Consider the following 26913-nt stretch of genomic DNA (forward strand, 5'->3'; position numbering starts at 1 on the left):
CCAGCGCGAGCGGCGCGCCGACAAACGCTTGAAGAAAAGCATCGCGCGCCTGCGCAAGGCGCTCGAAAAGGAACTCGCCGAACTCGACGGCGAGATCGACGATTATATGCGCGGCACGCCCGCCTGGGCCGAAAAGCAAGATCTGCTCGCCTCCGTTCCAGGCGTTGGGCCAGTGATTGCGCGCACGCTGATCGCCGAACTGCCGGAACTTGGCGCGCTCGACCGCAGGCGAATCGCGGCGTTGGCCGGCCTTGCGCCCTACACCCGCCAATCCGGTCAATGGCGCGGCAAGAGCTTCATCGGCGGCGGCCGCAAGACCGTGCGCAGCATGCTCTTTCTCGGCGCCATGGTTGCCGCCCGTCACAACCCCGTCCTCAAGGCCTTCCGCGACAAACTCGTCGACAGCGGAAAGCCGAAGATCGTCGCGCTCATCGCCGTCGCCAGAAAGCTCCTTACGATCCTTAACGCCATCATCAGGGACGCAAAGCCATGGCGCACACAAAACGCTTGATCGCCAAGACAGTCGCTGAGGAGCGGCCCGCAAGTCGTGGTCTACCCGACTTGCGGATTTAATGTCGATCTCGGGCAAGCCCGAGATCGAAGGCCGCGTCTCGAAGGACGAGGGACTGACTAGCGCCTGACTCAGGGCTTCGTCGCGAGCCGGTCCACGATCGCGCGAATGGCGGCGATCTGCGGACCTTTCTTGGTGTGGTGTTCGGCGTTGTCATAGCCCCACCAGTCCCAGCAGGCGTTGGGATTCAAAACGAAGTTCAACGTATAGAACGGCCAGCCCCAGCCCCAGCGGCTGATGGTTTGCGGATACACGACGATAATGTGGTTCGTATCGGCCCAGCGGTTGTAGCCGACGTGTTTGTAGAATGCGTCGCCAACTTCGGCCGCCTGCTGTTTGCAGCCATGCAGGGCAACATGCACGCGGCACGTCTCCAGAGCGCAGACATGCGGCACATAGGCGTAGCCGACATCGCTTAAACTGTGATTGTAGGGATTGCCGTCGGGCAAAAATTCCTTCTGATCGAACTCGACATATTTTCCGGCAGGCTGCGCGCTCGGCGGGTTGAGCGGCCCGTAAATCTGCTCGAGCAAGGCTTTCGCGGCGTCGAAGTCGCAGTCGACGATGAACGGAGCCTTGTTCGCGCTGCATTCCTTGTCGCCGTAGTCCTCGGTCACCATGGCGTGACCCGCGCCGATATCGTTTCGATAGACGATGCGATCCGGCGGCACATAAAACGAATAATAGTCGTGCGCCGCATCCATCACGACGGGATGCACCACCTCATCCTTGCGGCCGGAAAACAACCAGACGCGCGCATCGTTCAAATTGGCGACGTCGTCTATGGCCCCGGAGCGCGCGAGCGAGTCGGTGATGTCCTTCAGATGCGCCGGATCCGGGACGGGATGGGAGGCGTCCGGCTTCATGCAATTGCTGGTCGCTTGGTTCGAACTCTGCTCCGCGCAGTCATAAGGCACGCCGGCGACGATCCCCGCGCCTTTGACAACGCCGGAATGCGCCACATGGAATTGCAAAGCCATCGCCGCGCCCGATGAAAGCCCCGACACGGAGGTCTCGGACAGATTTGCGCCGTAAGCCGGCAGGCGCTCGGCGCCCGACGCGGCGTCGGCTGCAAGACAGCACGTCACGGCGACGGCGATGTGTAATCTGCGCAAAGGAATAAACATGAACTTCTCCTCTAAAATCGTGTGGCGAAGCTTTAGCGCCAGGCAGAAATGATCACGTGATCGGCGGCCCCTTCACGATCAGCGGATTGCCCGCGACGACAAGCGCCACCCTTCCCGCAATCCGTGAGACAGCCTGATGCAATTCGCCTGCCGCATCACGGAAAGAACGCGCCAGCGCATTGTCCGGCACGATCGACAATCCAACCTCGGACGAGACGGCGATCGTCGGCGCCGAGCGTGACGACAACGCATGAACAAGCGCAGCGCGATCACGTGAAAGATCGGCGCCGCCGAGCAGCCGATTGCTCAGCCAGAGCGTGAGACAGTCGATCAGCAGCGGTCCATCGACTGGCGCCTCGCGAATCGCCTCGACGAGCGCCTGCGCCGCTTCGACCGTGCGCCATTCCTCGCCGCGTCTTGCGCGATGCGCGTCGACGCGCGCGCGCATTTCCTCATCCAGAATGTCCGCCGTCGCAATATAGGTCCAGGGCGACGGATGCGTGACGATGAGACTCTCCGCATATGCGCTTTTGCCTGAACGCGCGCCGCCGAGCACAAGGGTAAGATGCGGATTTTCGCTCATGTCTGGGCTCTTTGGAACGGCGTGCGGGCGAGCAGACCCCCCTCGCGGTCGAATATGATGATCTCCAATTCGCTGTCCGCCGCATCGAGCGCCCGCGCAGCGGTTTTCCATGCATCGCGTGCGATCGCCGCCGAAAGATCGATTCCCGCGCTTTGCCCGATCTGCAACGCTTCGAGCGCGCTATTGGCGCTCTCGATCAGCGCCGCAATCTCTTCGCCCGCGCCGACCTCGCGCGCGGTGTTGGCGAGCCGCCCGAAATCCACGCTCGAGCGCCCCGAATGAAGATCGAGTCGCCCTTGCGCGAGCTTGGTCATTTTGGCGAAGCCGCCGCCGATCGTGACGCGCGCGACAGGATGCGTGCGAAGATATTTCAAAAGCCCGCCGACAAAATCGCCCATTTCAATGAGGGAGGTCTCCGGCAGATCATAAAGCCGCTTCACCGCCGCCTCGGAGGTCGAGCCGGTCGTGCCGGCGACATGCGCCAGACCGCTCGCGCGCGCCACATCGACGCCGCGATGGATGCTGTCGATCCAGGCGGCGCAGGAAAAAGGCGTGACGATGCCGGTCGTGCCGAGAATGGATAGGCCGCCAACGATGCCGAGCCGTCCATTCAGCGTATGCTTGGCTAATTCCTCCCCGCCAGGGACCGAAATTTCGATGTCGGCGTCCGCGCCAACGCCGATCCTCGCGCTCGCCTCGATGATCGTCTCAACCATCATCTTACGCGGCGTGGGATTGATCGCCGGCTCGCCGGGCGGCAGCGGAAGCCCCGGACGCGTCACCACGCCGACGCCTTCTCCCGCGAAAAACCGCACGCCCGCGCCCGGAGCGCCGCGGCGCACTTGCGCGCATATCAGAGCGCCGTGAGTGACGTCCGGGTCGTCGCCGGCGTCCTTGACCACGCCGGCGCGGGCGAAATCCTCGCCGCGTTCAAAGGTCGCCAGCGCGAAGGCGACGCGCTTTCCCGACGGCAACGCGATCTCGACCGGATCGGGAGGCGGCGCGTTCGTCATCAGCGCCTCGAAGGCGGCGCGCGTCGCCGCGGTCGCGCAGGCGCCCGTCGTCCAGCCGCGGCGCAAAGGACGCCCACTTCCCGCATCGCTCATGCGCCCTCTTTACCGCGAAGCGCGAGCGCGCGACACCGGCGCGCCGATCCGCTAAAGATGCGATGATTTTCCAGATTTGAGGAGCACGCTTACATGTTGCGCAGCGTTTCATCCTTTCTCGGTCTTATCGCGCTGGCCGCCGCCGATTCGAGCGGCGCCCAGGCGTTCGAGCTCACAAGCCCCGACGTCGCCGAAGGCAAGACGATCGATACGAAGCATGTCTATGATTCCATGAGCTGCACCGGTGAGAACGTCTCGCCGGAGCTCAATTGGAGCGATCCGCCTCCTGGCACCAAGAGTTTCGCTGTGGCCGTGCACGATCCCGATGCGCCGACGGGCGGCGCCGGCTTCTGGCACTGGCTCATCGTCGATATCCCCGCCGACGTTCGCGGCTTGAAGCGCGGCGCGGGCGATGCTTCGGGGAAAAATCTGCCGCCCGGCGCGCATCATTTGGAGACGGACTTTGGCGACAAGGCCTATGGCGGCCCCTGCCCGCCGCCCGGCAAGCCGCACCGTTACGTTTTCACCGTTTACGCGCTCAAGATAGAAAAGCTCGGCGACGCCGCTCATGGCCGCACCGCCATCGCCGGCTTCACCATCAATCAGAATGCGCTGGCCAAGGCCTCGATCACCGCGCTTTTTGGACGGTGAATTTCGGCGTTGCGCTTCTGGCGCTCGCCATCGAGGCGGGCGCCGGCTATCCGGATGCGCTTTTTCGCAGGATCGGCCATCCGGTGACATGGATGGGGGCGGTGATCGCCGCGCTCGACCGAGGGCTGAACCGTGAGGGCGACTCCTTCACGCTTCGCCGATCGAAAGGCGCCCTCGCTCTCGCCGCGCTTCTTGTCATCGCTGTTGGGAGCGGCGCGCTGATCGAACGCGCGGCGCTCGCGCTTCCGCTCGGCTGGATTGCGCTCGCTGTGGTTGGGTCCAGCCTTCTGGCGCAGCGCAGCCTTCATGCGCATGTCGCCGCGGTCGCGGAGGCTCTGACGATCTCGGTGGAGGACGGCCGGACGGCGGTGGCGAAAATCGTCGGACGCGACGTTTCAGCGCTGGACGAGTCCGGCGTCGCGCGCGCCGCCATCGAGAGCCTCGCCGAGAATTTCTCCGACGGCGTCGTCGCGCCGGCGCTCTGGCTCGCGGTCTTCGGCCTGCCAGGCGCGCTGGCCTATAAGATGGTCAACACCGCCGACAGCATGATCGGCCATAAGTCGGCGCGTTATCTCGCCTTCGGCTGGGCCGCGGCCCGCTGCGACGATCTGATGAATGTTCTCCCCGCGCGCGCGACTGCGGGCCTGCTGGCGATCGGCGCCTTGGCGGTGAGCGGCGCCTCTCCGGCCAGGGCGCTGGCGGCGGCCTGGCGCGACGCCCCGAACCACGCCTCTCCCAACGCCGGCTGGCCCGAAGCCGCGGCTGCGGGCGCTTTGGGCCTCAAGCTCGGCGGTCCACGCTCCTACGGCGCAGAGGCGGTGGACGGCGCAAGTCTGGGCGACGGCAGGCGCGAGGCCAATACCGCCGATATTCGCCGCGCTTTGGCGCTCTACCGGATTTCAACCGCCACGCTCTGGTTTTCGCTTGCAGTCGGGGCCTGGACTGCGAGAGTATGACAGAACTGCAAATTTTCAGGTCTGTGGCGCCACAGCTCTGCTCGCCAGATTTCTAACCTTGCCCATCTTGAATGTGTTATTAGTTAGATTGTGCAGTGCAGCATGAAACGCAGCGCGGCGGCTGCGACGGGGGTGGCGGGGAGAAGCGTAAAGATGGACCGTATGTCGTACCAGCTATACGAAATGTTGCACTTGGCTTTCGCGCCGGCGCGGGCGGCGACGGACGCGATGTTGCACGCGATGAAGAATCCGCTCAATCCGCTGCATCACACGTCGTTCGGCCGCAACGTCGCCGCCTCCGCGGAACTGTTCGAGCGCATGACTCGCCGCTACGGGAAACCCCTGTTCGGCCTGGACACGACGATCGTCGACGGCGCCGAGGTCGAAATCCTCGAGGAGGTTGTCTGGAGCCGTCCGTTTTGCGGCCTGCTGCATTTCAAGCGGCTGTTTACTGGTCCTGCGCCCCGACAGTCGAAATTGCTGATTGTGGCGCCGATGTCCGGCCACTACGCCACGCTGCTGCGCGGCACGGTCGAGGCGTTCCTGCCGACCTACGACGTCTACATCACGGATTGGAGCGACGCGCGGACGGTGCCGCTCGTCGACGGCTCCTTCGATCTCGACGATTACATCGATTATCTCATCGAAATCATGCGCTTCCTTGCCCTGAACGGGACTGAAACGCCCTTGCATACGCTTGGCGTCTGTCAGGCCTCAGTGCCGCTCATCTGCGCGATCGCCGCAATGGAGGCGGACAATGATCCTGACGTCCCCGAATCCATGGTGCTGGTCGGCGGTCCCATCGACACAAGGGTGAATCCGACGGCCGTCAACAAGCTGGCGCAGCAGCGCGGGATGGATTGGTTCCGCAGCCATTGCATCCACAGCGTGCCGTTTCCGCACGCCGGCATGGGACGCCAAGTCTATCCGGGCTTTCTGCAGCTCTCCGGCTTCATGTCGATGAATTTTGAGCGCCATATCTCGGCCCATCTCGAAATGTTCAACCATCTCGTCGAGGGGGACGGCGACTCCGCCGAAAGACACCGCGATTTTTACGACGAATATCTCGCGGTGATGGATCTGACCGCAGAATTCTATCTGCAAACCGTGGATCGCATCTTCGTCCGCCACGAGGTGCCGCTCGGCCTGTTGCGCCACCGGGACAATCTCATCGACCTCAAAGCGATCAGCCGCACCGCGCTGTTCGCGGTCGAGGGTGAAAAAGACGACATTTCCGGCGTCGGCCAGACCGAAGCCGCGCTGGATCTCTGCGCCAATATTCCTGCCGCCCGGAAACGCCATTATGTCCAGAAAGGCGTCGGCCATTACGGCGTCTTCAACGGCTCGCGCTTTCGCGACGAGATTGCGCCGCGCATCCGCGCATTCGCGGCCGACATGGAAAGTCTCGAGGGCTTAGGGACGACGCGTCCTCGCCTTGCATGGAGCGCGGAATAAAGGCAAACTCCGCGCCCTCGCCGCGATTAGACTGGGCGCTTTCGCGCGCCCGACCCAATCATCCAAGGAACATTCGATGGACGTGCAGGACGCAGCCTCGCGCGAAGCGCTGCAAAAAGAAATTGACGCCATTCATTGGTATCATGAGTTCGATTTCGGAAACGGGCTGCGCGCCCTCAGCGTGTCGCAGGCCGACGATCACCGCCGCATCTGGCGCTTCATCGAGAGCGAGCTCGACAAGATCGATTTCGCCGGCAAGAGCGTGCTCGAAATCGGCTGCTGGGACGGATTCTGGAGCTTTTACGCCGAGCGGCGGGGCGCCAAGCGCGTTGTCGCCACCGACGACGTGAGCCAGAACTGGGCGAGCGGCGCCGGGCTGCGCCTCGCCAAGAAGCTTCTAAACTCCAACGTCGAGATCAATCAGAACGTTTCGATCTACGAAGCCTCGAAGCTCAATGAGACCTTCGACATCATCATCTGTCTCGGCGTCTACTACCACCTTGTCGACCCCTTCGCGGGATTCGCCGAAGTACGGCATCTCATGCACGAAGGGTCGATCGCGATTTTCGAAGGCGACGCGACGCTCGAATTGCGGCCCGACACTTTTTATTGGGACATGTCGGACTCGGCGAAGTCCTGCTTCGTGCCGACGCAGTGGGGCCTCAACCATATGTTGAAGACGGCCTATATGGATGTGGCCGCGCAGAGCTGGATGCGCCCGCCGCCGGCATTCAAGGTCAATGTCGATCCGGCGCATCTTTTCGGTTTCACCGGGGCGCTGGATCCTTCAGGCTTCCCGCCCCTGAAACATCGCGAGCGCATTCTCACCGTGGTGAAGCCCTTCAGCGGCGAAAATCCGCTGCATCCCTATAAGCCGCCGTTCAATCTCGCGAAATTCGACACGCGCTGGAAGTAGGCGCTCACAAGGTCGGCGTGAGGCCCGCGACGAAATTCTCGCGCGCCAATCTCATCAGCAATCCGCTCGTCGCCTCGTCGGCGAGCCAGGCGTCGACGCGCGGATTGCTGAGCTGCGAGGGATCGTGGCCGCTGTAGATCTTGTAGCAGGACGCGATGTACTGCGGCAGCGTCAGGAAGTCGCCCACAGTCGTCGATATATGGTGGTTTTGCAGCTTGAACATATAGCCGCCCTGCGCGCCATATCGTTTGGCGATCGACGGATAGATCGGGAAGATCTCGCTGCGCGCGAGATCATGAATGGCGTAATAGTTGAAATTCACCGTCCGCGGCTTCAGTCCGACCGTCTCGAACAGCTTCTTGGAGAGATCGAACAGCACAAAGCTCATCGGATGCACGGTGCTGTACATGAAGACGCCGCGGCGCGACCAGTTCATCAGCTCGGCCGAAAGATCGAGGCCATATCTGTCGCGCGTACCATCGACCAGTTCGCGCGACGCGTCGTTCCACATGTCGAAATAGCCGAGCGCGTCAAAGACGTTCTCGTTGAAGAGCGCGTTCGCCATCTCGACCGACAAGCCCTTGCGATAGGCGAAAAGTGCGATCGCCGAATGGTAGGGACCGATCGGCCCGCAAACGAAACCGTGCATGCGCGACAGATCGTGAATATAGACGAGATCGGGATGAAAGGCCGCGAAGGTGATCGCAGGAAAGATCATCGTCTTCGGCAGGCGCTTGCACAATTCCTCCGATCCGCCGCCGCGCACATGGCCGTCGAGAAAGTCATGCGAGAAGACGTAGTCGTAGGTCTCCAGCGTCTTGGCGAAGAGGCCCATCGTCGAACGGGCGCGGGCGATCATCGAAAAATGGTCGACGGTCGCGCTCGGATCGAGCACTTTCATCGCATAGGCGACGCCGAAACTCTGGCAATTGCCGATGATGGCGATCCGCGGCCCGGTGTTGCGCATGACGCGGCCGGTGAATCTCGCGATCCTCGGCTCGATGGCGTATTGCCGCCAGGATTTTAGAATCTGTGTGTCAACCTGCGTTAACATGCGGTCTTTCATGGACTGGCGACGGCGCGGGCGTTCTCAGCGGCGCCGCCGGGTGACAAGCGGACGGGCGCCGTCTATGTTGCGACGCCAGAAGGCGGCTCGCGAACGACGCGGGAAAAGCTCGATCCGCGACCATCGGCCGGATCAGAAAGGAGTGCGACCATGGCGGAGAACCCCTATAGCTCCCTACCCGACCATCGCTTTTGGCGCAAGGCGGTGACCTCGCTGCCGCCCTTCGCGCTCGATCCAATCATTCGCACGCCTTTCAAGATTTCGCCGCAGGACAAAGTCGCGACGGGCGGCAGCTGCTTCGCGCAGGAGATCGCCATGGGCCTGCAGGCGAGCGGATTCCATTACTATCTCGCCGAGCAGCCGCCGGCCGGCATGTCCGCGGATGAGGCGCTGCGCCGCAACTACTCAATGTATTCCTGCCGCTACGGCAATCTCTACACGACCGTGCAGCTGCTGCAGTTGATCGAACGCGCCTATGGACGCTTCACGCCGCAGCTCGATCACTGGAACCGGCCGGAGGACGGCCGCGTCGTCGATCCGTTCCGGCCGCGCATCGAACCGGACGGATACGCCACTGTCGACGAGATGCGCGCCGATCGCGAGCGGCATCTCGCCGCGGTCCGCCACATGCTCGAGACGATGGACGTCTTCGTTTTCACATTCGGCCACACCGAGACCTGGCGCCACAAGCCCGATGGCGCGATCCTGCAGCTTGCGCCGGGCGTCGCCGGCGGCTCCTGGGATCCGAGCGTCTACGAGTTCTACAATATGACCGTCAGCGACGTCGTGCGCGACTTCATGGCCGCCGTCGACCGCATTCGCGAGGTCAATCCCAAGGTTCGCATCGTGCTGAGCGTGTCGCCGGTCGGCATTATCGCCACCTATGAAGACCGGCACGTCATTGAATCGAACTGCGCCGTCAAGGCGATTCTGCGCGCCGCCGCCGACGAAGTCGTCCGGGCAAGGCCGAACATCGCCTATCTCCCGTCCTATGATCTCGCCACGGTTTCCCCGAACGTGCCGATGTTCTATCGGGAGGATACGAGACGCATCAATCCCTATGGCGTCGATCGCGCCATGAGGGTGTTCTTCGACCATTTCACCGATCGCCGAAAAGAGCAGGATGCGGTGAAGGCGGTGAAAATCGACGTCGCCGCTGAAGCCGAGAGCAACTCCCGCGTCGTCTGCGACGAGGAAGCGATCGAGTCAGCTTAAGAACAACGGCGGCGGGTCGGCGGTCGGGGTCGATTCGCCAGGAACGCCGAGTCATGCCGACCGCCAAAGGACACTTGAATGATTATTGGTTCGCTTGCGCTCGCGACGGCCGGCGCTTTCACCGGCGCCTCGCTTTATGTCAATTACGTCGAACAGCCGGCGCGGCTTGCGCTCACTGACGACGCGCTGATCAAGGAGTGGGAGCCCTCCGATCATCGCGGCTTCATTGTGCTCGCAAGTTTTGCCGCGCTTGCCGCGCTCTTCGGCTTCATCGCCTATCGCGAGCTCGATGACGTCAGATGGCTGTTCGGCGCGCTCATCGCGATTGCAAGCTGGCCCTACACCTATCTTGCCATCGTTCCGCTCAACAATCGCATCCTGGCGCTGATCCAGGCCGACGCGGCGCATGAAGCGCGCAAGGTGATCAATCTTTGGGGCCGCCTGGAGCTGGGTCAAACCGCGCTCGGCCTCGTCGCAACGCTCATCTACGTCTGGGCCGCCGGCTGATTTCCGAGGGCGGCGTTTAGCCAAAGTTCATCTCGGATGCGTTCATCTAAGAACGGATCTTGGAAGCGGCGCCATTTTTGAAGTGCGGATGACATGACCTACGATCTTATCGTGATCGGATCCGGTCCAGGCGGTTACGTATGCGCGATCCGCGCGGCGCAACTTGGATTGAAGACGGCCGTCGTCGAGAAGGATTCAACGTTCGGCGGCACATGCCTCAATGTCGGCTGCATTCCGTCGAAGGCGCTGCTCCACGCTTCGCATATGTTTGAAGAAGCCGCGCATGGATTGGCGCCGCTCGGCGTCATGGTCGATCCGCCGCGCCTCGATCTTTCGGCGATGATGAAGCACAAGGACGACACCGTTGGCGCGAACGTCAATGGCGTCGCCTTCCTGTTCAGAAAACACAAGATCGATTCGTTTCGCGGCGTCGGCCGGCTGAAAGGCGCCGGCCAAGTCGAGGTCGCGAGCGCGGACGGCGCGGTTCAAACGCTCGAAGCGAAGAACATTGTTCTCGCCACCGGTTCGGCTGTCGCGCCGCTGCGCGACGCCTCCGGCGCGGAGATCGCGATCGACGAGAAGCTGATCCTTTCGTCGACCGGCGCTTTGTCCCTGGCGAAGACGCCGAAGCGGCTGGTCGTCGTCGGCGCGGGCGTCATCGGACTCGAGCTTGGATCGGTCTGGCGGCGGCTCGGGACGGAAGTGATTGCGATCGAATATCTTGATCGCATTCTGCCGGGCTTCGATCTCGAGATCGCCGCGCGCTTCCAGAAGATCCTCGAAAAGCAGGGCTTTGTTTTCCGGCTCGCCTCCAAGGTGACTGGCGTGCGGCGCGAGGGAACCGGCAAGGCCGAGCGCGCTGTCGTCTCCTATTCTTCCGTGGATGGCGCGACGTCCGACACGGTCGAGGCGGACGCGGTGCTCATTGCGACGGGCCGCATCCCGTTCACGCAAGGCCTCGGACTCGAGGACGCCGGCGTCGCCCTGGAGCGCGGGCGCATCGTCATCGACGAAGGCTTCGCGACTAATGTTCCGGGAGTCTACGCCATCGGCGACGTCGTGCGTGGGCCGATGCTCGCCCATAAGGCTGAGGACGAAGGGATCGCCGTCGCCGAAATCCTTGCGGGACAGGCCGGGCATGTGAATTACGGCGTCATACCCAGCGTCGTCTACACGATGCCGGAAGTCGCGGCAGTCGGCATATCCGAGGAAGAGGCCAAATCCGGAGGGATCGAGGTCGCGATCGGCAAATTCCCCTTTACCGCCAATGGCCGCGCGCGCGCGATGCGCGCGACCGACGGTTTCGTGAAGATCATCGCCGACGCGGCAACCGACCGGGTGCTCGGCGTCCATATTATTGGCGCGGCGGCCGGCGAATTGATCGCTGAAGCTGCCGTGTTGATGGAATTTTTCGGCTCGGCGGAAGATCTCGCACGCACCTGCCACGCCCATCCGACGCTCTCGGAGGCGATGCGCGAGGCGGCCTTCGCCGTCGCCAAACGCGCCATCCACATTTGAGCTCGTCTCTGTCGGCGTCGTGATTCCCGCCGAGCGCTGGCGCGACGCACCCCGCCGCATATGAGAGGAAGACGTATGGAAAATTGGAAGCAGCGCGTGACGGACGCGTTCTGGTTTGCGCTCGCCGTCCTCTTTCTGATTGAAACCTGGCTGTGGGATCATTTCCGAGATTGGCTGCACGATCTTGGACGCGCGCTCGGGCTTGAAGGTTACGAACAGCAGTTCAAGGACTTCGTTGCGACGCTTACGCCCCTAAAAACATTGGCGATATTTATCACGCCGGCGTTCGCGATCGTCCCGGCCAAGCTGGTCGGTTTTGAATTGATCGCGCATGGCCATGTATTCACCGGGCTATTCGCGATTCTTCTCGCCAAAACGCTGGCGCTCGGCGTCATGTCGTTTCTTTTCGACATCTGCCGGGACAAGCTGATGCAGATCGACCGATTCCGTCAGATCTATTCGCTTGTCCTCGCGATTCGCGCCTGGGCGGCCAGACTGGTCGCGCCGTTCAAACAGCGCCTCCGCCAAACCGCCGACGCCATCTGCGGGCGTATAGAAGCGTTGATCGGCGTTGAAGCAGGCTCGCTGACGCGCCGCCTCGCGCGCATGCGCGAACTGGCGCGTCAGAAACGGTCCGCCTGATTATTCGCAGATTGCATATCCAAAGCAGAAATCGTCGCCGCTGGGCGACGGTCGGGAAAGAATTGTCGTCGCGCTTGCGACGCTTGCCGCGAACAGGAACAGCATCAAAACGTACAAAACCAAATTGCGCATGACAGGCCCAGCCTTCCGCCTCTCGCTGCAACAGTTATAAAAACTTGAAAGGCGCGGCGCTCCGAGTCTCCGCTCTTTCGAGCATTGATTTTGGGCGCACCGGCCTTTCAGAACAGAAACGCAAATGTCGCACGCCCGTTCCACAATTTGCGCGACCGAATGAAAATTTTTACTGGCAAATCGCATAGCCGTAGCAGGGGTCCGAGGGTTTCGCCTGCGCGGACGACGCGAGGTAAGCGCCCGCGCCAGCGAATTCCAGCAAGAGAATGCTGACCACCAGAACTAAGCAGCCCATGCTTGTCGTCGGACGCATAACCAATCCCCCTCTTCGATCGCCCGCACCCTGCGAACATTCGCGACATTAAGGTCCGCTTTACCAAGGCGCTGTGCGACGACGCACATTGGCGCATGGCGAGGCGGGGGAAGGCGGGAAGCCTTGGTTCTACTCGGGCAGCCCGCTGAACGACTGCGCCGGGAGCCGGATCGCAAAAAGACGACGCCCTCGCGCGCTGAGCGGAGGGCGTCGCAGGAAGATTTTGAACTGTGGCGTAAAGCTTAGAGCACGACGACCTTGGTGCCGACCTTTACGCGGTTGTAAAGATCGATCGCATCGATGTCGCGCATGCGGATGCAGCCCGAGGATACGGCCTGTCCGATCTTGTCCGGCTCATTGGTGCCATGGATACGATAGAGCGTATCCTTGCCGTTCTGATAGAGGTAGAGCGCGCGCGAGCCGAGCGGATTGTCGGGACCGCCCGGCAGACCGCCGGCGTCCGCCGTCGGCTGGAGATGCGGCCAGCGCTCGAGCATGTCCTTTGGCGGGATCCACCGCGGCCATTCCTGCATGCCGCCCACATAGGCGCGGCCGGTGAAGGCCATCGCGTCCTGACCGGTGGCGACGCCGTAGCGCACGGCCTTGCCGCCCGGCATCGTATAATAGAGGAATTTCGAGCGGTTATCGACGATGATCGAACCGACCGGCTCGTTGGTTTTGTAATCGACGAGGTAGCGTTCGTATTGCGAACTTACCCCAGCCTTCGGAGCGAGCGCCATGAATTCGGCGTCGCGGCCGTTAAGCCTCGGATCGGGAAGAGGCGTCCCCCCGTTGCAGCCAGCCAAAAAGACAGCGAGAAGCGCGGACGCCGCTGTCACATATCTGAAACTCATTTCAGGCACTCCTTCCCGCCGCAAAACAGTTGTTACGATTTTCTTATCATGAACTTTGGCGCTGTGATCACGTCTTCAGAATTATTCCCTTACTGTTGCGCCGGCGCCACGCCAACCGGCGCGGCCTCGCGCTTGACCTTTACTATTTCTTTTTCATGGACAGGAAGCCGAGGAAGGCGGAAAATCATGGCGTTGACTGGCGTAGCGTCGCCCGCCCGGATTGCGTCGCAGCATTGAAAACCCTCCTCGTCACACATGAAAGCGGGCTCCTTCACGAGATGGGTCCCGGCCATCCTGAAGCCCCCGAACGGTTGCGGGCGATCCAGCGCGGCTTGGAGCAAGCGCGATTCGCGTCGCTGAGGCGGATGAATGCGCCCCAAGCGCAAGCCGAATCCCTGCAGCGCGTCCATCCGCACGCCTATCTTGCGGCCCTTGAGCGCGCCGCGCCGCGCGAAGGCTATTCGGCGCTCGACAGCGACACGCTGATGTGTCCGCAGACGATCGAAGCGGTTTGGCGCGCGGCGGGAGGCGCCGTCGCCGCGGTGGATGAGGTGATGTCGGGACGGGCTGACAACGCCTTCGTCGCCGTCCGGCCGCCGGGACATCATGCGGGCGCGCACAATCCCATGGGTTTTTGCTTCGTCAACAATATCGCCGTAGCCGCGCGCCACGCGCTGGCGGCGCATGGGGCGGAACGGGTGGCGATCGTCGACTTCGACGTCCATCACGGCAATGGCACGCAAGAGATCTTCTGGGCCGACGACAAAGTGCTGTTCTGCTCGACGCATCAGGCGCCCTTTTATCCCGGCACGGGCGGACGCAATGAGACGGGCGACCATGACAACATCGTCAATGCGCCGCTGCTCGCCGGCTCGACGGGGCACGCCTTTGGCGAAGCGCTCGCCGATCGAATCCTGCCGCGGGTGCGTGATTTCGCGCCCGATCTGATCCTCATATCGGCGGGTTTCGACGCTCATGAGCGGGATCCGCTCGGCGGGCTGCGGCTCCGCGAGACGGATTTCGGCGACGCGACCAAACGGCTGATGGATATCGCCGACCGGCGTTGCGGCGGCCGCGTCGTCTCAATGCTCGAAGGCGGCTATGACGTCGACGCTCTCAGCGGCAGCGTCAACGCGCATGTGCTGGCGCTCATGGGCGTTGCGGATGACGGCGGCGTCTAACGCGGCGTACGCCATTTAGACGCGCAAAAGGGCCGCAAGCTGACGCTCCGGCCCTTTCTTCATGCGTCTGGATCAACAGGCGTGGCGGAACTCAGCCCTGGCGGGCCTTATAGCGCTTCTGCACCTTGTTGATGATGTAGACACGGCCTTTGCGGCGCACAATCTGGTTGGCGCGATGGCGCGAACGCAGAGATTTCAAAGAGTTGCGGACTTTCATCGGTCTATCCCCGGCAATGGTGAATTGGCCGGGATGACGCCCAGCGCTTCGTTGGCCCCGCCTATGCCCTATTTCGCCCCGGCGATCAAGCCGAAACGCCTCAGGCGCCAAGGCAGTAGGGTGAAGGATTGTTTACCTCACCCTCATCCTAAGGAGCCGCCCGCAAGTCGGGTCTACCCGACTTGCGAATTTAACGGCGATCTCGGGCAGGCCCGAGATCGAAGGCGGCGTCTCGAAGGACGAGGGTGAGGAAAATACGCGAAAACGGGCTTCCGCGTCCTTCGAGACGCGTGCTGCGCACGCACCTCAGGATGAGGAAGCCCTCCACCCGATCGCTCTGCCTTAGGCGCTCAAAAGCGCGCATTCGCGAAAAACCGCAGATTCGCGCCCGGGAGCAGCACCTCGTCCTTGCGGAAGGAGACGCTGTTGCGGATGTCCTCGTTGAGGAGATTGTCGCCGACGAGTCCCAGCCTCAATTCGCGGCTCAGCGGATCGCCCGGATCGAATAGCATGCGGTAGCTGATTTCGGCCTTCAGCAGATTATAGCCCTTCGTTGGGGTTTCATTCGTTGGGTCGATGTTGCGCTGGGCGAAGGCGTGCAGGAAGTTGACCCGCAGCAGCCAGTTCGTATCTCGCCAGAACAATCCGCCGCCGAGCCGCACGGGCGGGATGCGGGGGACGTTGCCGCCGCCCACGAATGTCGCGCGCACGACATCGAACTGGTGCTCCGCCCCAAAAACGCCGCCTGCCAGCGTCGCGACGTCGAGTTGGCTTTGTAACTCGCCGCCCCGGAAGAGCGCATTGCGCTGCGAATAGATCGCCTCGCGCAAATCGCCCTCGCCTTCCAAGGCGCAGCTCGCAATATCTTCCTCGCAGACCGCGCCGGTGAGATTTCGGAAGATAAAGCCGTCGAAGCGCGTGAGGTAGGCCGTCGCCTCGAAACGGAATGGGCCCACCGGGCGGCGCAAGCCGATTTCGATGGTCTTCGCGCCTTCAATTCGAAGATTCGGATTGCCGATATCGAAGGTTCCCGTCGCCTCGTGGATCCCGCGCGAAAAGAGCTCGGGCGCGCGCGGCGCGCGTTCGACATATTGCGCGGTCAGGCTGGCGACGACGCCTTGCGGCAGATCCTGGAGGAACCCAAAGGCGCCGCTCTTTGGCGTGAAATTGCGCACGCGGGCGACTTGCAGCGCCGGATCAGCGAGGGGCTGGGGAATTGCGCTGGAGAGGAGGAGTTCGGGAAATGCGCCGGAGACGGTCGCATGTTCGATGCGTCCGGCCAGCTGCATTCTTGATGTGTCGGTCAGTCTGAATTCATTAAACCAATAGCCGGCGACGCTTCGCGTCCGATTGGGATCGAAGAGTCCGCCCTCGCGGCCGGGCGAGGTCAGGATCTGATGCATGCCCTGCACGCCGAAGGCGCTGGTCAGAGTCGCGAAGGACAGATCGACGGGGCGAAGCTGCGTTTCGACCCGCGCCTCGAGATCCTTGTTGGTGAAGGTCTGCTGAACGCCGTCGAAGCCCCCCTCATTGGCGAGTTCGTGGTGCTTGTAGTCGGTCAGACCCGCCCAGAAGCGGACCGCTTCGATATAGGCCGACTGCGGACGGAACTCGCCCTTGGTCGTCACGCGCGTCTGGCGAAGTTCGATTCGCGTATTGGTCTCCGTCGGCTCAATGCCGGGGATGCGATAGCGCGAGTTGAACTGCGTCACCGCGACGCCGACAAAGCCGCCGTCGAAAAAATAGGAGCCGCCGACCGAACCGCCGGCCGAGCGCATTGACGAATTGGGCTGGCGTCCGAAGACTGGCGGCGGCGGATCCGGCGGAAAAAGATAAGGATAGCCGGGAATAAGGTAGTCGCTGCTGCGACGGCCGTGGACATCCATGTGGAAGGCGACGTTGCCGCGGCCGACGTCGAGCAGCGTCGCGTTCTCGAGCGAGTTGTCGACGGTCATCACCGCGCCGCGAGTCTCGACGACCGAACAACCCTCCGTCTCGGCCATCGGGATGAGCGCGAGACGGCAGGGCAAGGCCGTGGGAATGCGGTTGTTCTCGACGTTGACGACGCCGCCGATCGCTTGCGACCCCCAGCGAAGCGTCGCCGGGCCGCGCACCACCTCGACCTGGCTCGCGGCGACGGGATCGAGCGGAACGGCGTGGTCCTCGCCAAGTTCCGAGACGCCGCTGTTGCTGACGCCGTTTTCCTGGATTCGCACGCGGTAATTGTCGAGACCGCGCACGATAGGACGGCTCGCCGCGCCGGGCGCGAAGGTCGATCCGGTGACGCCCGGCTTGGCGAAGAGCACATCGCCAAGCGTCGCGCCCGGCGAGCGCCGCAGCTCCTCATTGGTGACGACCGTGACCGTCGCGAATTGATCGGCGACGATGGGAAGGACACCTAGCGGCGCCACGGCCGGTTCGCGCGGCTCGGGTCCGCTCGGGCCGGCGACGCTGCGGTTGCGCCCGCCGGGCGCTGGGGGAGTCTGTGGCGGGGAGACGATCTTGGCGCGCTTGATTGGACTCACGGAGCCGACTTCAATCGGGGGCAACGCCTGCTGAGCCAAGGCGCTCGCGACGCTGGTGAAAATCCCGACTACCGCGCCGCCGGCCGCTGCGCCGACCAAAACGCTCTTCCTCATGGACGCCCGCTCTCGCTGATTATGTTATAACATAACATATCCAGACCGAGCGGAGGCATGTCAATGCGCCTGCGCTTCGCCGGCGCAGGTCAGCGTCCTGTGTGGCCGTTACGCCACACTCGAAGATCAAAAGGTCTCGGCCGGCGCGCTCGTCTGTCCGGCGCGAAAGTTCTCCCAGCCATGCGCGCGCAGCTTGCAGGCGGGGCACTCGCCGCAGCCGTAGCCCCAGTCGAAGCGGCGGCCCCTCTCGCCGAGATAGCAGGTGTGGGTCTCTTCGACGATGAGCCGCACCAGCGCTTCGCCGCCGAGCGATTCCGCCAATCGCCAGGTCGCCGCCTTGTCGATCCACATCAGCGGCGTATGAATATTCATGCTGCGATCCATGCCGAGACTGAGCGCCTGCGCCATGGCGCGGATCGTCTGGTCGCGGCAGTCCGGATAGCCCGAATAGTCGGTCTCGCACATGCCGCCGACGAGATCGGCGACGCCGCGGCGATAGGCGAGCGCCGCGGCGAAGGTCAGAAACAGCAGATTGCGCCCCGGAACGAATGTGTTGGGAAGCCCGTCGGCGGCGAAGGCGATCTCGGCGTTCCGCGTCAGCGCCGTCTCGGAGATGGCCCCGAGCGCCTCGATCGAAATCGTTCGATCTTCGCCGAGCCGCTCGGCCCAAAGCGGCGAGAGGCGAATAAGGCCGTCGCGCAGCCCCGCCCGGCGCGAGAGTTCGACGCGGTGGCGCTGGCCGTAATCGAATCCGACCGTCTCGACGCGCTCGAAGCGCGACAGCGCCCAGGCGAGGCAGGTCGTCGAGTCCTGCCCGCCTGAAAACAGCACGAGCGCGGCGGAAGAGTGAGTCGGGAGATCGTTCGTCATCGCGCCTAACTTACGTTACGGCTGCGAAACTGCGAGCCGCCCAGCGGGCGCGCCTCTTGAAAGTTTGACGGCGCCCTCACCAATCGCGTCCGGTCCACCCATATTCGAGCCGAAACCGAGGCGGAGATGCTGCTCTATAATACGCCGCTGGCGCCCAATCCCAGACGCGTCCGCATTTTTCTGGCTGAGAAAAACGTCACGATTCCCATTCGCGACGTCAACCTCATGTCCCATGAGCACAAGCAGGAGTCCTATGCGGCGGTCAATGCGCTGGAGGAAGTTCCGGCGCTCGTTCTCGACGACGGCGCGACTCTCACCGAATCCGTCGCCATCTGCCGCTACATCGAGTCGCTCTACCCTAGCCCGCCGCTCTTTGGCCGGAACGCGCGCGAACAGGCCTTTGTCGAGATGTGGCAGCGCCGGATTGAATTCCGCCTGTTCACGCCAGTCGGGCTGGCTTTTCGTCATAGCCATCCGGCGCTCGCGAAGCTCGAGTCCCCCCAGCTCCCGCAATTGGCCGAGCATCAGCGGCCGCGCGCGCAACAGATGATGCGCTTTCTCGATGGCGAACTCGCCGCGCGGCGCTTCATCGCCTCCGATGACTTCACGATCGCCGATATTACCGCGATTGTGGCCATGGATCTCACAAAACTCGCGCGGGTCGATATTCCTCAAGATCTGCCGCATCTTTCGCGCTGGCGCACGGACGTCTCGGCGCGTCCGAGCGTCGTGCCGTAATGACGCGGCGCTCGCCGAACAGGAAGCTTGAGGAGATAACCGGGCGCATCCGCGCCTGCCGCGTCTGCGCCGAAACGCCCGAGGGCGTAAAGCTGCCGCATGAGCCGCGTCCCGTGCTGCGCGTTTCGCCCACCGCGCGGCTGCTGCTCGCGAGCCAGGCGCCCGGCAATCTCGTCAATCTGACCGGCGTTCCTTTCAACGATCCTTCCGGCGATCGGCTGCGCGACTGGATGGGCGTGGATCGCGAGACCTTCTATGACGTCTCGCGCATCGCCATCGTCCCGATGGGCTTCTGCTTTCCGGGTTACGACGCCGCCGGCGGCGACCTGCCGCCGCGTCCCGAATGTCGCCCGCGCTGGCACGACTCGCTGTTCGCAACGCTGCCGCAGATCGAGACGGTCGTCGCGATCGGCCGATATGCGCAGGACTATCATTTCGCTCGGCTCGGCCATGCGCTGCCGAAAGGCGCGAGAGTTTCCGAGATCGTCGCGCGCTGGCGTGAATTTGCGAACGCTAAGCCGCTGATCTTCCCCCTCCCCCATCCATCCTGGCGCAACATTGGCTGGCTGAAGCGCAATCCCTGGTTCGAAGCCGAGGTCTTGCCGGCGCTACGCGCCGAGGTCGCGCGGCTGATCAAAACGTGAGACAAGGCGCCGTGACGAGAGTTCTCATTGGAGACGGCGCGCGGCGCGTTGCCATCGGCGGCGACCTGCCCTTGACGCTCATCGCCGGCCCCTGCGCGCTGGAGAGCCGCGATCTGGCGCTCAAGGTCGCCGGCGAACTCGCCGCGATCGGCGAGCGACTGAAGATCGGCGTCGTCTTCAAGGCGTCCTTCGACAAGGCGAACCGCACCAGCGGCGGTGCGGCGCGCGGCGTCGGTCTCGACGCCGCGCTGCCGATCTTTGCTGAAATCAGAGAGAAGACCGGCTTGCCGGCGACGACCGACGTGCATGAAGCATGGCAATGCGCGCGCGTCGCCGAGGTCATCGACCTGCTGCAGATTCCCGCCTTCCTCTGCCGGCAGACCGATCTCATCGTCGCGGCGGCGAAAACCGGACGTTCCGTCAATATCAAGAAGGGGCAGTTTCTCGCGCCGTGGGACATGATCCACGCCATCGAGAAGGCGCGTGAGGCCGGCGCCGGCGGCGTCCTCGTCACCGAGAGGGGAACGACCTTCGGCTATAATGCGCTTGTCGCCGACATGCGCGCGCTGCCGATGTTGAGGGAGACCGGGGCGCCCGTCGTTTTTGACGCGACGCATGCCGTGCAGCAGCCGGGCGGACAAGGATCGTCATCGGGCGGCGAGCGGCGTTTCGTTGCAACGCTCGCCCGCGCCGCCGTGGCGGTCGGGGTCGCGGCGCTTTACATCGAGACGCATCCCGATCCGGGCGCGGCGATCTCGGACGGCGCGACGCAAGTCCCGCTTGGGGCGCTGGAGGCAATGGTCGAGGAATTGATGGCGTTCGACCGTCTGGCGAAAACGCCCGTCTGAAACGAGGCGCAGCAATTTTCCTATGCGCCTGTAATCCCGACAGGCCGAGGCCAGATCGGGAGGGGCGTCGGCGTTAACCCGCCTCCGCGTAATCCGTCAGCCAGCCGACCGCGATGATGATAAGGCCCATGCCGGCGAAAAAAGCGAAGGCCGGCTTGACGCTGAAAATATCGGGAAGAAAAGCGATGGCGATGAGCGCCGGGCCCACGATCCTTTCGACCCAGCCATGAAGCGCGAATGCCAATCGCCGAAAGACGCCGAGCGGAAATTTCGTCACGAGCGTCATCGCCAAATGCACGCCCGCGAGCAGCCAGGCGAGCTTCGCCGGCAGGCCGCCGAAACCAAGCACCGCCGGCGCGGCGAGGAAAATCAACACCGTCAGATAGTCCAGATAGCCATGCAGGCGCGCCGTGAGTGGTTTCATTATGGTTTCTCCGCGTTGGCGGCGCGGCTCGGCCGCCTTCTCCTCTCGTTAGGGCGCGGCGCGGAGGCGGTCTGTCATCTTGATCACAGATCGCCGCGTTTTTCCTTCGCGAGGGATTGCAGCGCGACGTGATTGACGCAGATGAGGTCGCGCCGATAGTCGAGCGCCCCTCGGCGCCGCAAATCGTTCATGGTCCGCGTCACGACTGGGCGGCTCGCATGGACGAGATCGGCGATGTCCTGCTGGGTGAGCCGGATCTCGAGCGAATAGCCGTGCGGACAGGGCGCGCCGAAAGCGAGCGCAAGCTCTCCCAGCGTCTCGATCAGCCGCGCGGCGACTGACTTGGTCTGGCGGTCGATCAGCCTGCGCTCGGCGCGTTCCCGCGACGCCTCCAGTCCGGCGCTGAGGAAGCTCGAGAACGATGGGCTTTTCGCGAGGAGACGGGCCACGTCCGAAGGGTCGAACATCAGGACGCACGCGTCGCCGATGGCGCTTGCGGCATGCGCCGAGGCTCGCCCTGGCGAAACGCGCCCGAAGAGTTCGCCGGCGCCCGCGATGGCGAGCGTGATCTGCGCGCCGCTTTCCGCGACATGCGAAAGCCTGACGACGCCCCGCATCAAACAATAGAGAAAGCCCGGCTCCTCGCCTTGCCGATACAGTGTTTGGCCGTTGGAGAACTCCGCATCCCGCAGCGAAGGCGCGCAGAGCCGCCACTCGGCGATATTCTCTTCCGACAGCATGTCGTTCCCCGGCGCTTCCGCCTGACGCATCCTATCAAAATCGAAGCTGCGCAAGCCATCCTGCTCAAGAGACCGTCTGGCGAAGGCGATCCGCTAAGCCTTGCGCGCAGCCAACGGATGGTCGAGAAGCGCGCGATCAACGGTCAGGAGGCGCAACGCCTCGATTTTGCATTGCGCCAGCAACAGGCGATCGAACGGGTCGCGCGTGTGCGGCTCAGGTTCGACCGCGACGAGCGCATGCCGCGCGTTGATTGAGATGACCTCGATCCCCATCGCTTCCAGCAGTTCGGGAAGCATCTCAAGATTTATCGCGAGTTCGAGTTTGCCCAGTCGCCACTTGATGGCGATCTCCCAAAGACTCGCGACGCTGACCAGAAATTCCGCATCTTCATTCTTCAGCAAAGACTGCACATGCGATCCGAACTCGGCGACACGGTTTTCAATCAACGCCAGCAGAATATGCGTGTCGAGCAGCAGCCTCATGCATCATCCGGCAGCGGGCGCAGCAGGAAGTCTTCCGGCAAGGGCGCGTCGAAATCCTCAGCGATGAAAGTGACGATGGACTGGAGGCCGTGTCGCTTCTTGAATTCGTCGACGGCGTCGAGCCGCAATCCGCGTTTTGGTTGATGAGGAACCAGATCGAACACCGGTTTCCCATTCCGCGTCACGACGATCGTTTCGCCCTTCTCGACCTGTCGAGCAAGTTCGGTCAGGCGATTTTTCGCGTCTTTGATCGAAACAGTCGTCATGGGGCGGATAGTGGCTACTCGTAGCCACTCAGTCAAGCGTTCGTCCCCGCCCGCTCTTCGCCCGTATGAACTTTCCTAATTAAGCGATTACGGTTAAAGATCTTTATTGCTGAGGCGGGCGGGGGTCATGGCGCTCAATCCTTTCGATGACCAAGGCGAAAATTTCAAAGCCAAGGCAACGGCGACCTATGGCGTGATTATCGCGGCGAATGTCTTCGCCTGGACTTGGGCGTGGACGGCCTTCTCCGATCGGCCGGGCCTGATGGGAGCGGCCGTTCTGGCGTTCATGTTTGGACTTCGCCATGCGTTCGACGCCGATCACATCGCCGCCATCGACAATGTCGTCCGCAAATTGATGCAGGACGGCAAGACGCCCTATTCCGTCGGATTTTTCTTCTCGCTCGGCCACTCCACCTTCGTCACCCTCGCTTCGGTCATGATGGCGGCGGCGGCCGTGGCCATGCAGGGCCAGGCGCATGACTTTCAGGCCCTCGGCGGCGCCATCGGCACGATCGCGTCTGCTTCGTTCCTCATTGTCATCGGCCTTGCAAACCTGCTCCTGCTCAGAGGGATCTGGTCGGCGTACAACCGGGCCAGACTTGGCGAGCCGGTGCTCGAAGAGGACCTCGACCGTCTGCTCAACGGACGCGGCTTGTTCACCCGGGTTTTCCGCCCGCTGTTCCGCTTCGTTTCGCGGTCGTGGCACATGTATGTCGTTGGATTTATATTCGGATTGGGCTTCGACACGGCGACGGAGATCGGCCTGCTCGGAATTTCGGCGGCGCAGGCCGCGCAAGGCATGTCATTTTCGACGATTCTGGTGTTTCCAGCCCTGTTCACCGCCGGCATGACCTTGATGGACACCACGGATAGCCTCGTGATGACTGGAGCCTACGGCTGGGCGTTCGACGATCCGCTGAGGAAACTTTGGTACAATCTGGTGATGACAGCGATGTCGGTGATCGTCGCCATTTTCATCGGCGGCATCGAAGCGCTCGGCTTGATCGGCGATAAGCTTGGCTTCGACGGCGGCCTTTGGCGCCTCGTTCAAGGGCTTAACGACAATCTCGCCAATTTCGGCTTCGCGATCGCCGCGATCCTGATCGCGAGCTGGATCATCTCTATGCTCTTCTATCGAAGCCAGGGGCAAATGAGGCAAATGAAGGCGTATCGCGGCGCAGTCGGGATGGACTATCCGGCGCGCCGCCAGGAGTCGTAAACTCCAAAATTCCCGGCATCTGCGTCTTTTTGCCGATCAGGAAGAACGAGCGCGTCGCCTCTTTGCCCTTTAATTCGACGGTCCCGCCGTCGACCAATACGTAATCGTCGCTGAGACGCACCTTCACGGCTTCGGACACGTGAATCTTGTCGGGCTTGGAAGTGGATTCAAAACGACTGGCGACATTCACGACATCGCCCCACAGATCATAGGAAAATCGTTTCTTTCCCACGACGCCGGCCGCCACCGTGCCGGTGTGCACGCCCATGCGCATCTGGAGCGGGTAAGAGAGCCCTTCCGCGAAACTCATGATGAAACTTTGCGCGTCTAAAGCGAATTCCGCGATATGTTGACAGTGCAAGGGATCTCGGTTCGGAACTCCGCCGACGACCATGTAGCTGTCGCCAATCGTCTTGATTTTTTCGACGCCGTGCTTTTCGACAAGCTCGTCGAATTTCTCGAATAGGACGTTGAGCATATTGACGGTGGCGTGCGGACCAAGTTTTGCCGAGAGTCCGGTGAAACCGACGATGTCGGAGAAAAACACCGTGACCTCAGGAAAAACTTCCGCGATCGTCTCTTCTCCGCCGCGTAGTCTTTCGGCGATCGCGGCCGGAAGAATGTTGTGAAGCAGCTTTTCCGAACGCGAGCGTTCGATCTCGAGGTCCGACAGGGCTTTGCCTGAAAGCTTGATCTTGTCTTCGAGCTTGTCGAAAGCGACGTTCAGATTTGCAGCCATCGTGTTGACGGTGGTGGCGAGTTCGCTGATCTCGTCGCTTCCGAAGACCGATGCTTGAGCCGCCAGATTTCCCGAGCCAATCTCGCGAACGACCGACATGAGATGCGACGCTCGAACCGCGAAGCGGTTGCGCAAAAAGATCAGGGACAGAACAACCACCCCAAACAATCCGATGTTCAGGTAAGAGTTGGCTTCAAACAATTGGTTGGCGAACGCCTGTTCTTGCGAAATTCGTCCCGCGTATCTCTGCCGAATCAAGTTCTGCATCTGCGCAATTCGCAGCGTCAGATCTCCGTTGAGCTTGCGATATTCATCGCTGAACAACAGCTTTGTCGCTAGCGCGCGATCGGGCTTGCCCTTGCGGGCAAAGGTTCCAGCGCCGTCATCGAATTCGCCATCCACCGCATGCATTGCGGCGCGTTCGATCGCGACCACTCTTTCCAGAAAGCTTCGCGCTTCCTTAAGCTTGTTCAATTCATGCGCGGTGACATTTTGGCTTAGGAAACGCTCTTCGATGGAAACTGCGCCCTCGCTTTTCTTTTCGGGCGGCGGAATAATTCCGCCATTCACGAGATCCCAATAACCGAAGTTATAATCCTTCGGCCGAGCGGTTTCGCCGTTGAGAATGGCGCCGATGACGTTGTACCACTCAACGCGTCTCGGATCGTTGTTGGAGATGTAACCTCTCGCAAAGCGAGTCTGCCACTGCGAGGAAAAAACCAAATCCTCAGCGAGCGTGGTCAGGGATTGCAATTCGCGATGCGATGTCTCCAGATCCTTCTGAGCGTTTTCCAGAAAAACGCCCAGCGCCAAATTGCCGCCGGCGAGCGCGACGAGCAACAGGAAGAAGATCGAGAAAAACGTTCGAAGCTTCATCTTCTCTGGGCCCCGCGATCGGACGGCCTCTCGTCAGGAGACCACAGCGACCCATAGGTGATTTACTGGCGCACGCACAAGGCTCGACTTTGGAGCGCCTATACGCCTAGCCCCGCCCCCGGTAGGGCGGCACGCCCTGATCAGGAAGCCACAGCCCTTCGGGCGGCGCCCCGGTCTGCCAGAAAACGTCGATCGGCATGCCGCCGCGCGGATACCAATAGCCGCCGATGCGCAGCCATTTCGGCGTCATCGCCGCAACGAGATCGCGCGCAATCCGCAGCGTGCAGTCTTCGTGAAAAGCGCCGTGGTTGCGGAAACTTCCAAGGTAAAGCTTCAAGGCCTTCGACTCGACCAGCCATTCGGCCGGGGCATAGTCGATGACGATATGTGCGAAGTCGGGCTGCCCGGTCACCGGGCAGAGCGAGGTGAACTCCGGTGCCGTGAAGCGCACGAGATAGGTCGCGTCCTTGTGAGGATTGGGCACGAGATCGAGTTCGGCCTCGTCCGGCGAAGCCGGCAGCGCGGCCATGCGGCCGAGCAGCGCGGCGCCCTGATGCGTCTTGGTCATGCGCGTAACAATGGCGCAATCGCCGCCGCGTCAAGCGTTAACCCGCTCAGGGGTCGCGGGAGTCCGGGCATTCGCCCGCACGCAATGTGATCGGATGCGCCGACATCCAGCCCAAGAGAAAGCGATTTTCCGGGCTCTCCAGCGCCTTCAGCATTTCGACGCGCGTGACTTCGAGCCATTTCTCGCGCCGGTCCGGCGTGTTCATCTCCGCCGGCACGGCGATTTCGAGGGCCTTCACAGCGAATTGATAGGGCATGGTGTTCCAAAGGGCGACGCCGCCGCGATCGAGCATCGCCGAGACGTCCTTTTCCGGCATATGCGCGATCTGCTCCTGTTCTGGGATCGGCACGGCGCCCGGCATCCCGCTTTTGGGCGCAACGATTGCGACGCCGTTGCGGTAAAAGCGATTCTGCTTCACGCCGCCGCGCGCCGCGATCAGATTGCCGCCGATCACAAAGCTGGCGCCTGTGCTGTCGAGCGCGCATTTCAGCGTCCGGTCGAAACAATGGCCGGCGCCGACCAACAGCGCGCTGCATCCAGTTTCGACCCAGCGCGCCAGAGTTTCCGGCTTTACGTCGAGCACATAGGCGAGGCCAGGCATGTCCTCGTGCTGATATTCGCAGCGCTGCACGAGATTCGCCGGCCAGCCCAGAAAGTCTTCCTGCGCCGGCGCGCAATTGCCTCGAACGGGAGATTTCTCCAAAGTCGCTTTCGCGGCGGCGACATGCTCCGGCGACTGAGCCCAGGCGCTGGCGGGACTCCAAAGCCCCAAACAAAGGCTGAAAACGACGCCGCGCGCCAGTCGCATTGTGCTTAGGGCCATCCGAACCTCCCGCCGACCGTCGCTCT

30 protein-coding genes are annotated in these 26913 nt (G+C 62.5%); 14 read left to right on the forward strand and 16 right to left on the reverse strand.

The window, feature by feature from the left end; translation table 11 throughout:
- On the forward strand, nucleotides 1-511 hold a 511-nt coding region (locus IYX23_RS01305), incomplete at its 5' end, for a transposase (RefSeq protein WP_210332539.1).
- 131 nt (nucleotides 512-642) lie between these two features.
- Here the strand turns inward: IYX23_RS01305 and IYX23_RS01310 are convergent.
- Genes IYX23_RS01310 through IYX23_RS01320 form a run of 3 tightly spaced genes read right to left on the reverse strand, consistent with a single transcriptional unit; the run spans nucleotide 643 to nucleotide 3387 of the window.
- Entirely contained in the window at nucleotides 643-1698 is a 1056-nt protein-coding gene (locus IYX23_RS01310; protein ID WP_196391754.1) for a polyhydroxybutyrate depolymerase, read from the reverse strand.
- A gap of 52 nt (nucleotides 1699-1750) precedes the next feature.
- Nucleotides 1751-2281 carry a bifunctional adenosylcobinamide kinase/adenosylcobinamide-phosphate guanylyltransferase gene (gene cobU, locus IYX23_RS01315; RefSeq protein ID WP_196391753.1) on the reverse strand — a complete coding sequence of 177 codons (531 nt, stop codon included), beginning with the start codon at nucleotides 2279-2281 and terminating at the stop codon, nucleotides 1751-1753.
- Nucleotides 2278-3387: a cobalt-precorrin-5B (C(1))-methyltransferase gene (locus IYX23_RS01320; protein ID WP_196391752.1), complete on the reverse strand. Its 1110-nt coding sequence runs from the start codon at nucleotides 3385-3387 to the stop codon at nucleotides 2278-2280. Before IYX23_RS01320 ends, cobU begins: the two co-directional genes overlap by 4 nt.
- Before the next feature lie 93 nt (nucleotides 3388-3480).
- Here IYX23_RS01320 and IYX23_RS01325 point away from each other — a divergent pair, with 93 nt between their 5' ends.
- The 4 genes from IYX23_RS01325 to IYX23_RS01340 all read left to right on the forward strand — a co-directional run bounded on the left by IYX23_RS01325 (nucleotide 3481) and on the right by IYX23_RS01340 (nucleotide 7365).
- On the forward strand, nucleotides 3481-4038 hold the full coding sequence (locus IYX23_RS01325; RefSeq protein WP_196391751.1) for a YbhB/YbcL family Raf kinase inhibitor-like protein: 558 nt from the start codon (nucleotides 3481-3483) through the stop codon (nucleotides 4036-4038).
- Entirely contained in the window at nucleotides 4035-4994 is a 960-nt protein-coding gene (gene cbiB / locus IYX23_RS01330; RefSeq protein ID WP_196391750.1) for an adenosylcobinamide-phosphate synthase CbiB, read from the forward strand. Before IYX23_RS01325 ends, cbiB begins: the two co-directional genes overlap by 4 nt.
- Nucleotides 4995-5147: 153 nt before the next feature.
- Complete coding sequence (phaZ, locus tag IYX23_RS01335; RefSeq protein WP_196391749.1) at nucleotides 5148-6449, forward strand: polyhydroxyalkanoate depolymerase; 1302 nt, start codon at nucleotides 5148-5150, stop codon at nucleotides 6447-6449.
- A gap of 76 nt (nucleotides 6450-6525) precedes the next feature.
- Nucleotides 6526-7365, forward strand: a complete 840-nt coding sequence (locus tag IYX23_RS01340; RefSeq protein WP_196391748.1) for a class I SAM-dependent methyltransferase — start codon at nucleotides 6526-6528, stop codon at nucleotides 7363-7365.
- A gap of 4 nt (nucleotides 7366-7369) precedes the next feature.
- Here IYX23_RS01340 and IYX23_RS01345 read toward each other — a convergent pair whose 3' ends face one another.
- Nucleotides 7370-8419: a WcbI family polysaccharide biosynthesis putative acetyltransferase gene (locus IYX23_RS01345; protein ID WP_196391747.1), complete on the reverse strand. Its 1050-nt coding sequence runs from the start codon at nucleotides 8417-8419 to the stop codon at nucleotides 7370-7372.
- A gap of 162 nt (nucleotides 8420-8581) precedes the next feature.
- On the opposite strand from IYX23_RS01345, the gene IYX23_RS01350 reads away from it, so the two are divergent.
- The 4 genes from IYX23_RS01350 (at nucleotide 8582) to IYX23_RS01365 (ending at nucleotide 12313) form a co-directional block, all read left to right on the forward strand.
- On the forward strand, nucleotides 8582-9646 hold the full coding sequence (locus IYX23_RS01350) for a GSCFA domain-containing protein (protein WP_196391746.1): 1065 nt from the start codon (nucleotides 8582-8584) through the stop codon (nucleotides 9644-9646).
- Nucleotides 9647-9724: 78 nt separating this feature from the next.
- Complete coding sequence (locus IYX23_RS01355; RefSeq protein ID WP_196391745.1) at nucleotides 9725-10153, forward strand: DUF1772 domain-containing protein; 429 nt, start codon at nucleotides 9725-9727, stop codon at nucleotides 10151-10153.
- Between the two features lie 93 nt (nucleotides 10154-10246).
- The gene (gene lpdA, locus IYX23_RS01360) at nucleotides 10247-11671 is read left to right on the forward strand and encodes a dihydrolipoyl dehydrogenase (RefSeq protein WP_196391744.1); all 1425 of its coding nucleotides are present in this window, start codon (nucleotides 10247-10249) and stop codon (nucleotides 11669-11671) included.
- 75 nt (nucleotides 11672-11746) lie between these two features.
- Complete coding sequence (locus IYX23_RS01365) at nucleotides 11747-12313, forward strand: hypothetical protein (protein WP_196391743.1); 567 nt, start codon at nucleotides 11747-11749, stop codon at nucleotides 12311-12313.
- 301 nt (nucleotides 12314-12614) lie between these two features.
- Here the strand turns inward: IYX23_RS01365 and IYX23_RS01370 are convergent, their stop codons facing one another.
- Nucleotides 12615-12758 carry a hypothetical protein gene (locus tag IYX23_RS01370; RefSeq protein ID WP_196391742.1) on the reverse strand — a complete coding sequence of 48 codons (144 nt, stop codon included), beginning with the start codon at nucleotides 12756-12758 and terminating at the stop codon, nucleotides 12615-12617.
- Nucleotides 12759-13000: 242 nt separating this feature from the next.
- On the reverse strand, nucleotides 13001-13612 hold the full coding sequence (locus IYX23_RS01375) for a L,D-transpeptidase (protein ID WP_196391741.1): 612 nt from the start codon (nucleotides 13610-13612) through the stop codon (nucleotides 13001-13003).
- 278 nt (nucleotides 13613-13890) lie between these two features.
- Between IYX23_RS01375 and IYX23_RS01380 the strand changes: the two genes are divergently transcribed.
- Complete coding sequence (locus IYX23_RS01380) at nucleotides 13891-14793, forward strand: histone deacetylase family protein (protein WP_196391762.1); 903 nt, start codon at nucleotides 13891-13893, stop codon at nucleotides 14791-14793.
- A gap of 91 nt (nucleotides 14794-14884) precedes the next feature.
- On the opposite strand, the gene ykgO is transcribed toward IYX23_RS01380, so the two are convergent.
- The 3 genes from ykgO to queC all read right to left on the reverse strand — a co-directional run bounded on the left by ykgO (nucleotide 14885) and on the right by queC (nucleotide 18519).
- Nucleotides 14885-15010, reverse strand: a complete 126-nt coding sequence (gene ykgO, locus IYX23_RS01385) for a type B 50S ribosomal protein L36 (RefSeq protein WP_018407448.1) — start codon at nucleotides 15008-15010, stop codon at nucleotides 14885-14887.
- A 350-nt stretch (nucleotides 15011-15360) separates the two neighbouring features.
- Complete coding sequence (locus IYX23_RS01390; protein WP_196391740.1) at nucleotides 15361-17649, reverse strand: TonB-dependent receptor; 2289 nt, start codon at nucleotides 17647-17649, stop codon at nucleotides 15361-15363.
- 126 nt (nucleotides 17650-17775) lie between these two features.
- Nucleotides 17776-18519, reverse strand: coding sequence for a 7-cyano-7-deazaguanine synthase QueC (gene queC, locus IYX23_RS01395; protein ID WP_196391739.1), 744 nt, complete (start codon nucleotides 18517-18519; stop codon nucleotides 17776-17778).
- Between the two features lie 126 nt (nucleotides 18520-18645).
- Between queC and IYX23_RS01400 the strand changes: the two genes are divergently transcribed.
- From IYX23_RS01400 to kdsA, 3 genes are read left to right on the forward strand one after another with little or no spacing between them, the layout of a single operon-like run.
- A complete protein-coding gene (locus IYX23_RS01400) occupies nucleotides 18646-19257 on the forward strand; it encodes a glutathione S-transferase (protein WP_196391738.1) in 612 nt (203 codons plus the stop codon).
- A complete protein-coding gene (locus tag IYX23_RS01405; RefSeq protein ID WP_196391737.1) occupies nucleotides 19257-19901 on the forward strand; it encodes a uracil-DNA glycosylase family protein in 645 nt (214 codons plus the stop codon). The genes IYX23_RS01400 and IYX23_RS01405 overlap by 1 nt, the downstream gene beginning before the upstream one ends.
- Before the next feature lie 11 nt (nucleotides 19902-19912).
- The gene (kdsA, locus tag IYX23_RS01410) at nucleotides 19913-20749 is read left to right on the forward strand and encodes a 3-deoxy-8-phosphooctulonate synthase (protein WP_196391736.1); all 837 of its coding nucleotides are present in this window, start codon (nucleotides 19913-19915) and stop codon (nucleotides 20747-20749) included.
- Between the two features lie 73 nt (nucleotides 20750-20822).
- Here the strand turns inward: kdsA and IYX23_RS01415 are convergent, their stop codons facing one another.
- The 4 genes from IYX23_RS01415 to IYX23_RS01430 form a co-directional block, all read right to left on the reverse strand.
- Complete coding sequence (locus tag IYX23_RS01415) at nucleotides 20823-21173, reverse strand: hypothetical protein (RefSeq protein WP_196391735.1); 351 nt, start codon at nucleotides 21171-21173, stop codon at nucleotides 20823-20825.
- An 83-nt stretch (nucleotides 21174-21256) separates the two neighbouring features.
- On the reverse strand, nucleotides 21257-21943 hold the full coding sequence (locus IYX23_RS01420; RefSeq protein ID WP_246716404.1) for a Crp/Fnr family transcriptional regulator: 687 nt from the start codon (nucleotides 21941-21943) through the stop codon (nucleotides 21257-21259).
- 63 nt (nucleotides 21944-22006) lie between these two features.
- Nucleotides 22007-22396, reverse strand: coding sequence for a type II toxin-antitoxin system VapC family toxin (locus IYX23_RS01425; RefSeq protein ID WP_196391734.1), 390 nt, complete (start codon nucleotides 22394-22396; stop codon nucleotides 22007-22009).
- Entirely contained in the window at nucleotides 22393-22662 is a 270-nt protein-coding gene (locus tag IYX23_RS01430) for a type II toxin-antitoxin system prevent-host-death family antitoxin (RefSeq protein ID WP_196391733.1), read from the reverse strand. Before IYX23_RS01430 ends, IYX23_RS01425 begins: the two co-directional genes overlap by 4 nt.
- A gap of 127 nt (nucleotides 22663-22789) precedes the next feature.
- Between IYX23_RS01430 and IYX23_RS01435 the strand changes: the two genes are divergently transcribed.
- Nucleotides 22790-23881 (forward strand): HoxN/HupN/NixA family nickel/cobalt transporter, encoded by a 1092-nt coding sequence (locus IYX23_RS01435; RefSeq protein ID WP_196391732.1) that lies wholly within the window; start codon nucleotides 22790-22792, stop codon nucleotides 23879-23881.
- On the opposite strand, the gene IYX23_RS01440 is transcribed toward IYX23_RS01435, so the two are convergent.
- The 3 genes from IYX23_RS01440 to IYX23_RS01450 all read right to left on the reverse strand — a co-directional run bounded on the left by IYX23_RS01440 (nucleotide 23784) and on the right by IYX23_RS01450 (nucleotide 26887).
- Complete coding sequence (locus IYX23_RS01440; RefSeq protein ID WP_196391731.1) at nucleotides 23784-25496, reverse strand: adenylate/guanylate cyclase domain-containing protein; 1713 nt, start codon at nucleotides 25494-25496, stop codon at nucleotides 23784-23786. The two genes, IYX23_RS01435 and IYX23_RS01440, sit on opposite strands and share 98 nt — an antisense overlap.
- A gap of 106 nt (nucleotides 25497-25602) precedes the next feature.
- Nucleotides 25603-26064, reverse strand: coding sequence for a preQ(1) synthase (queF, locus tag IYX23_RS01445; RefSeq protein WP_196391730.1), 462 nt, complete (start codon nucleotides 26062-26064; stop codon nucleotides 25603-25605).
- A 46-nt stretch (nucleotides 26065-26110) separates the two neighbouring features.
- On the reverse strand, nucleotides 26111-26887 hold the full coding sequence (locus IYX23_RS01450) for a hypothetical protein (protein ID WP_196391729.1): 777 nt from the start codon (nucleotides 26885-26887) through the stop codon (nucleotides 26111-26113).
- Nucleotides 26888-26913 lie beyond the last annotated feature (26 nt).

The sequence above is a fragment of the Methylocystis sp. L43 genome (genome assembly GCF_015709525.1).
Taxonomy (GTDB): domain Bacteria; phylum Pseudomonadota; class Alphaproteobacteria; order Rhizobiales; family Beijerinckiaceae; genus Methylocystis.

Coding starts and splice junctions, on each gene's coding strand:
- IYX23_RS01340 (WP_196391748.1), top strand. CDS start 6,526: ATGGACGTGCAGGACGCAGCCTCGCGCGAAGCGCTGCAAAAAGAAATT.
- cobU (WP_196391753.1), bottom strand. CDS start 2,281: ATGAGCGAAAATCCGCATCTTACCCTTGTGCTCGGCGGCGCGCGTTCA.
- IYX23_RS01375 (WP_196391741.1), bottom strand. CDS start 13,612: ATGAGTTTCAGATATGTGACAGCGGCGTCCGCGCTTCTCGCTGTCTTT.
- IYX23_RS01320 (WP_196391752.1), bottom strand. CDS start 3,387: ATGAGCGATGCGGGAAGTGGGCGTCCTTTGCGCCGCGGCTGGACGACG.
- IYX23_RS01430 (WP_196391733.1), bottom strand. CDS start 22,662: ATGACGACTGTTTCGATCAAAGACGCGAAAAATCGCCTGACCGAACTT.
- IYX23_RS01390 (WP_196391740.1), bottom strand. CDS start 17,649: ATGAGGAAGAGCGTTTTGGTCGGCGCAGCGGCCGGCGGCGCGGTAGTC.
- lpdA (WP_196391744.1), top strand. CDS start 10,247: ATGACCTACGATCTTATCGTGATCGGATCCGGTCCAGGCGGTTACGTA.
- IYX23_RS01400 (WP_196391738.1), top strand. CDS start 18,646: ATGCTGCTCTATAATACGCCGCTGGCGCCCAATCCCAGACGCGTCCGC.
- IYX23_RS01345 (WP_196391747.1), bottom strand. CDS start 8,419: ATGTTAACGCAGGTTGACACACAGATTCTAAAATCCTGGCGGCAATAC.
- IYX23_RS01435 (WP_196391732.1), top strand. CDS start 22,790: ATGGCGCTCAATCCTTTCGATGACCAAGGCGAAAATTTCAAAGCCAAG.
- IYX23_RS01415 (WP_196391735.1), bottom strand. CDS start 21,173: ATGAAACCACTCACGGCGCGCCTGCATGGCTATCTGGACTATCTGACG.
- queF (WP_196391730.1), bottom strand. CDS start 26,064: ATGACCAAGACGCATCAGGGCGCCGCGCTGCTCGGCCGCATGGCCGCG.
- IYX23_RS01355 (WP_196391745.1), top strand. CDS start 9,725: ATGATTATTGGTTCGCTTGCGCTCGCGACGGCCGGCGCTTTCACCGGC.
- IYX23_RS01425 (WP_196391734.1), bottom strand. CDS start 22,396: ATGAGGCTGCTGCTCGACACGCATATTCTGCTGGCGTTGATTGAAAAC.
- IYX23_RS01440 (WP_196391731.1), bottom strand. CDS start 25,496: ATGAAGCTTCGAACGTTTTTCTCGATCTTCTTCCTGTTGCTCGTCGCG.
- IYX23_RS01380 (WP_196391762.1), top strand. CDS start 13,891: ATGGGTCCCGGCCATCCTGAAGCCCCCGAACGGTTGCGGGCGATCCAG.
- queC (WP_196391739.1), bottom strand. CDS start 18,519: ATGACGAACGATCTCCCGACTCACTCTTCCGCCGCGCTCGTGCTGTTT.
- ykgO (WP_018407448.1), bottom strand. CDS start 15,010: ATGAAAGTCCGCAACTCTTTGAAATCTCTGCGTTCGCGCCATCGCGCC.
- IYX23_RS01325 (WP_196391751.1), top strand. CDS start 3,481: ATGTTGCGCAGCGTTTCATCCTTTCTCGGTCTTATCGCGCTGGCCGCC.
- IYX23_RS01310 (WP_196391754.1), bottom strand. CDS start 1,698: ATGTTTATTCCTTTGCGCAGATTACACATCGCCGTCGCCGTGACGTGC.
- IYX23_RS01405 (WP_196391737.1), top strand. CDS start 19,257: ATGACGCGGCGCTCGCCGAACAGGAAGCTTGAGGAGATAACCGGGCGC.
- IYX23_RS01350 (WP_196391746.1), top strand. CDS start 8,582: ATGGCGGAGAACCCCTATAGCTCCCTACCCGACCATCGCTTTTGGCGC.
- IYX23_RS01450 (WP_196391729.1), bottom strand. CDS start 26,887: ATGGCCCTAAGCACAATGCGACTGGCGCGCGGCGTCGTTTTCAGCCTT.
- IYX23_RS01370 (WP_196391742.1), bottom strand. CDS start 12,758: ATGCGTCCGACGACAAGCATGGGCTGCTTAGTTCTGGTGGTCAGCATT.
- IYX23_RS01420 (WP_246716404.1), bottom strand. CDS start 21,943: ATGCGTCAGGCGGAAGCGCCGGGGAACGACATGCTGTCGGAAGAGAAT.
- IYX23_RS01365 (WP_196391743.1), top strand. CDS start 11,747: ATGGAAAATTGGAAGCAGCGCGTGACGGACGCGTTCTGGTTTGCGCTC.
- phaZ (WP_196391749.1), top strand. CDS start 5,148: ATGGACCGTATGTCGTACCAGCTATACGAAATGTTGCACTTGGCTTTC.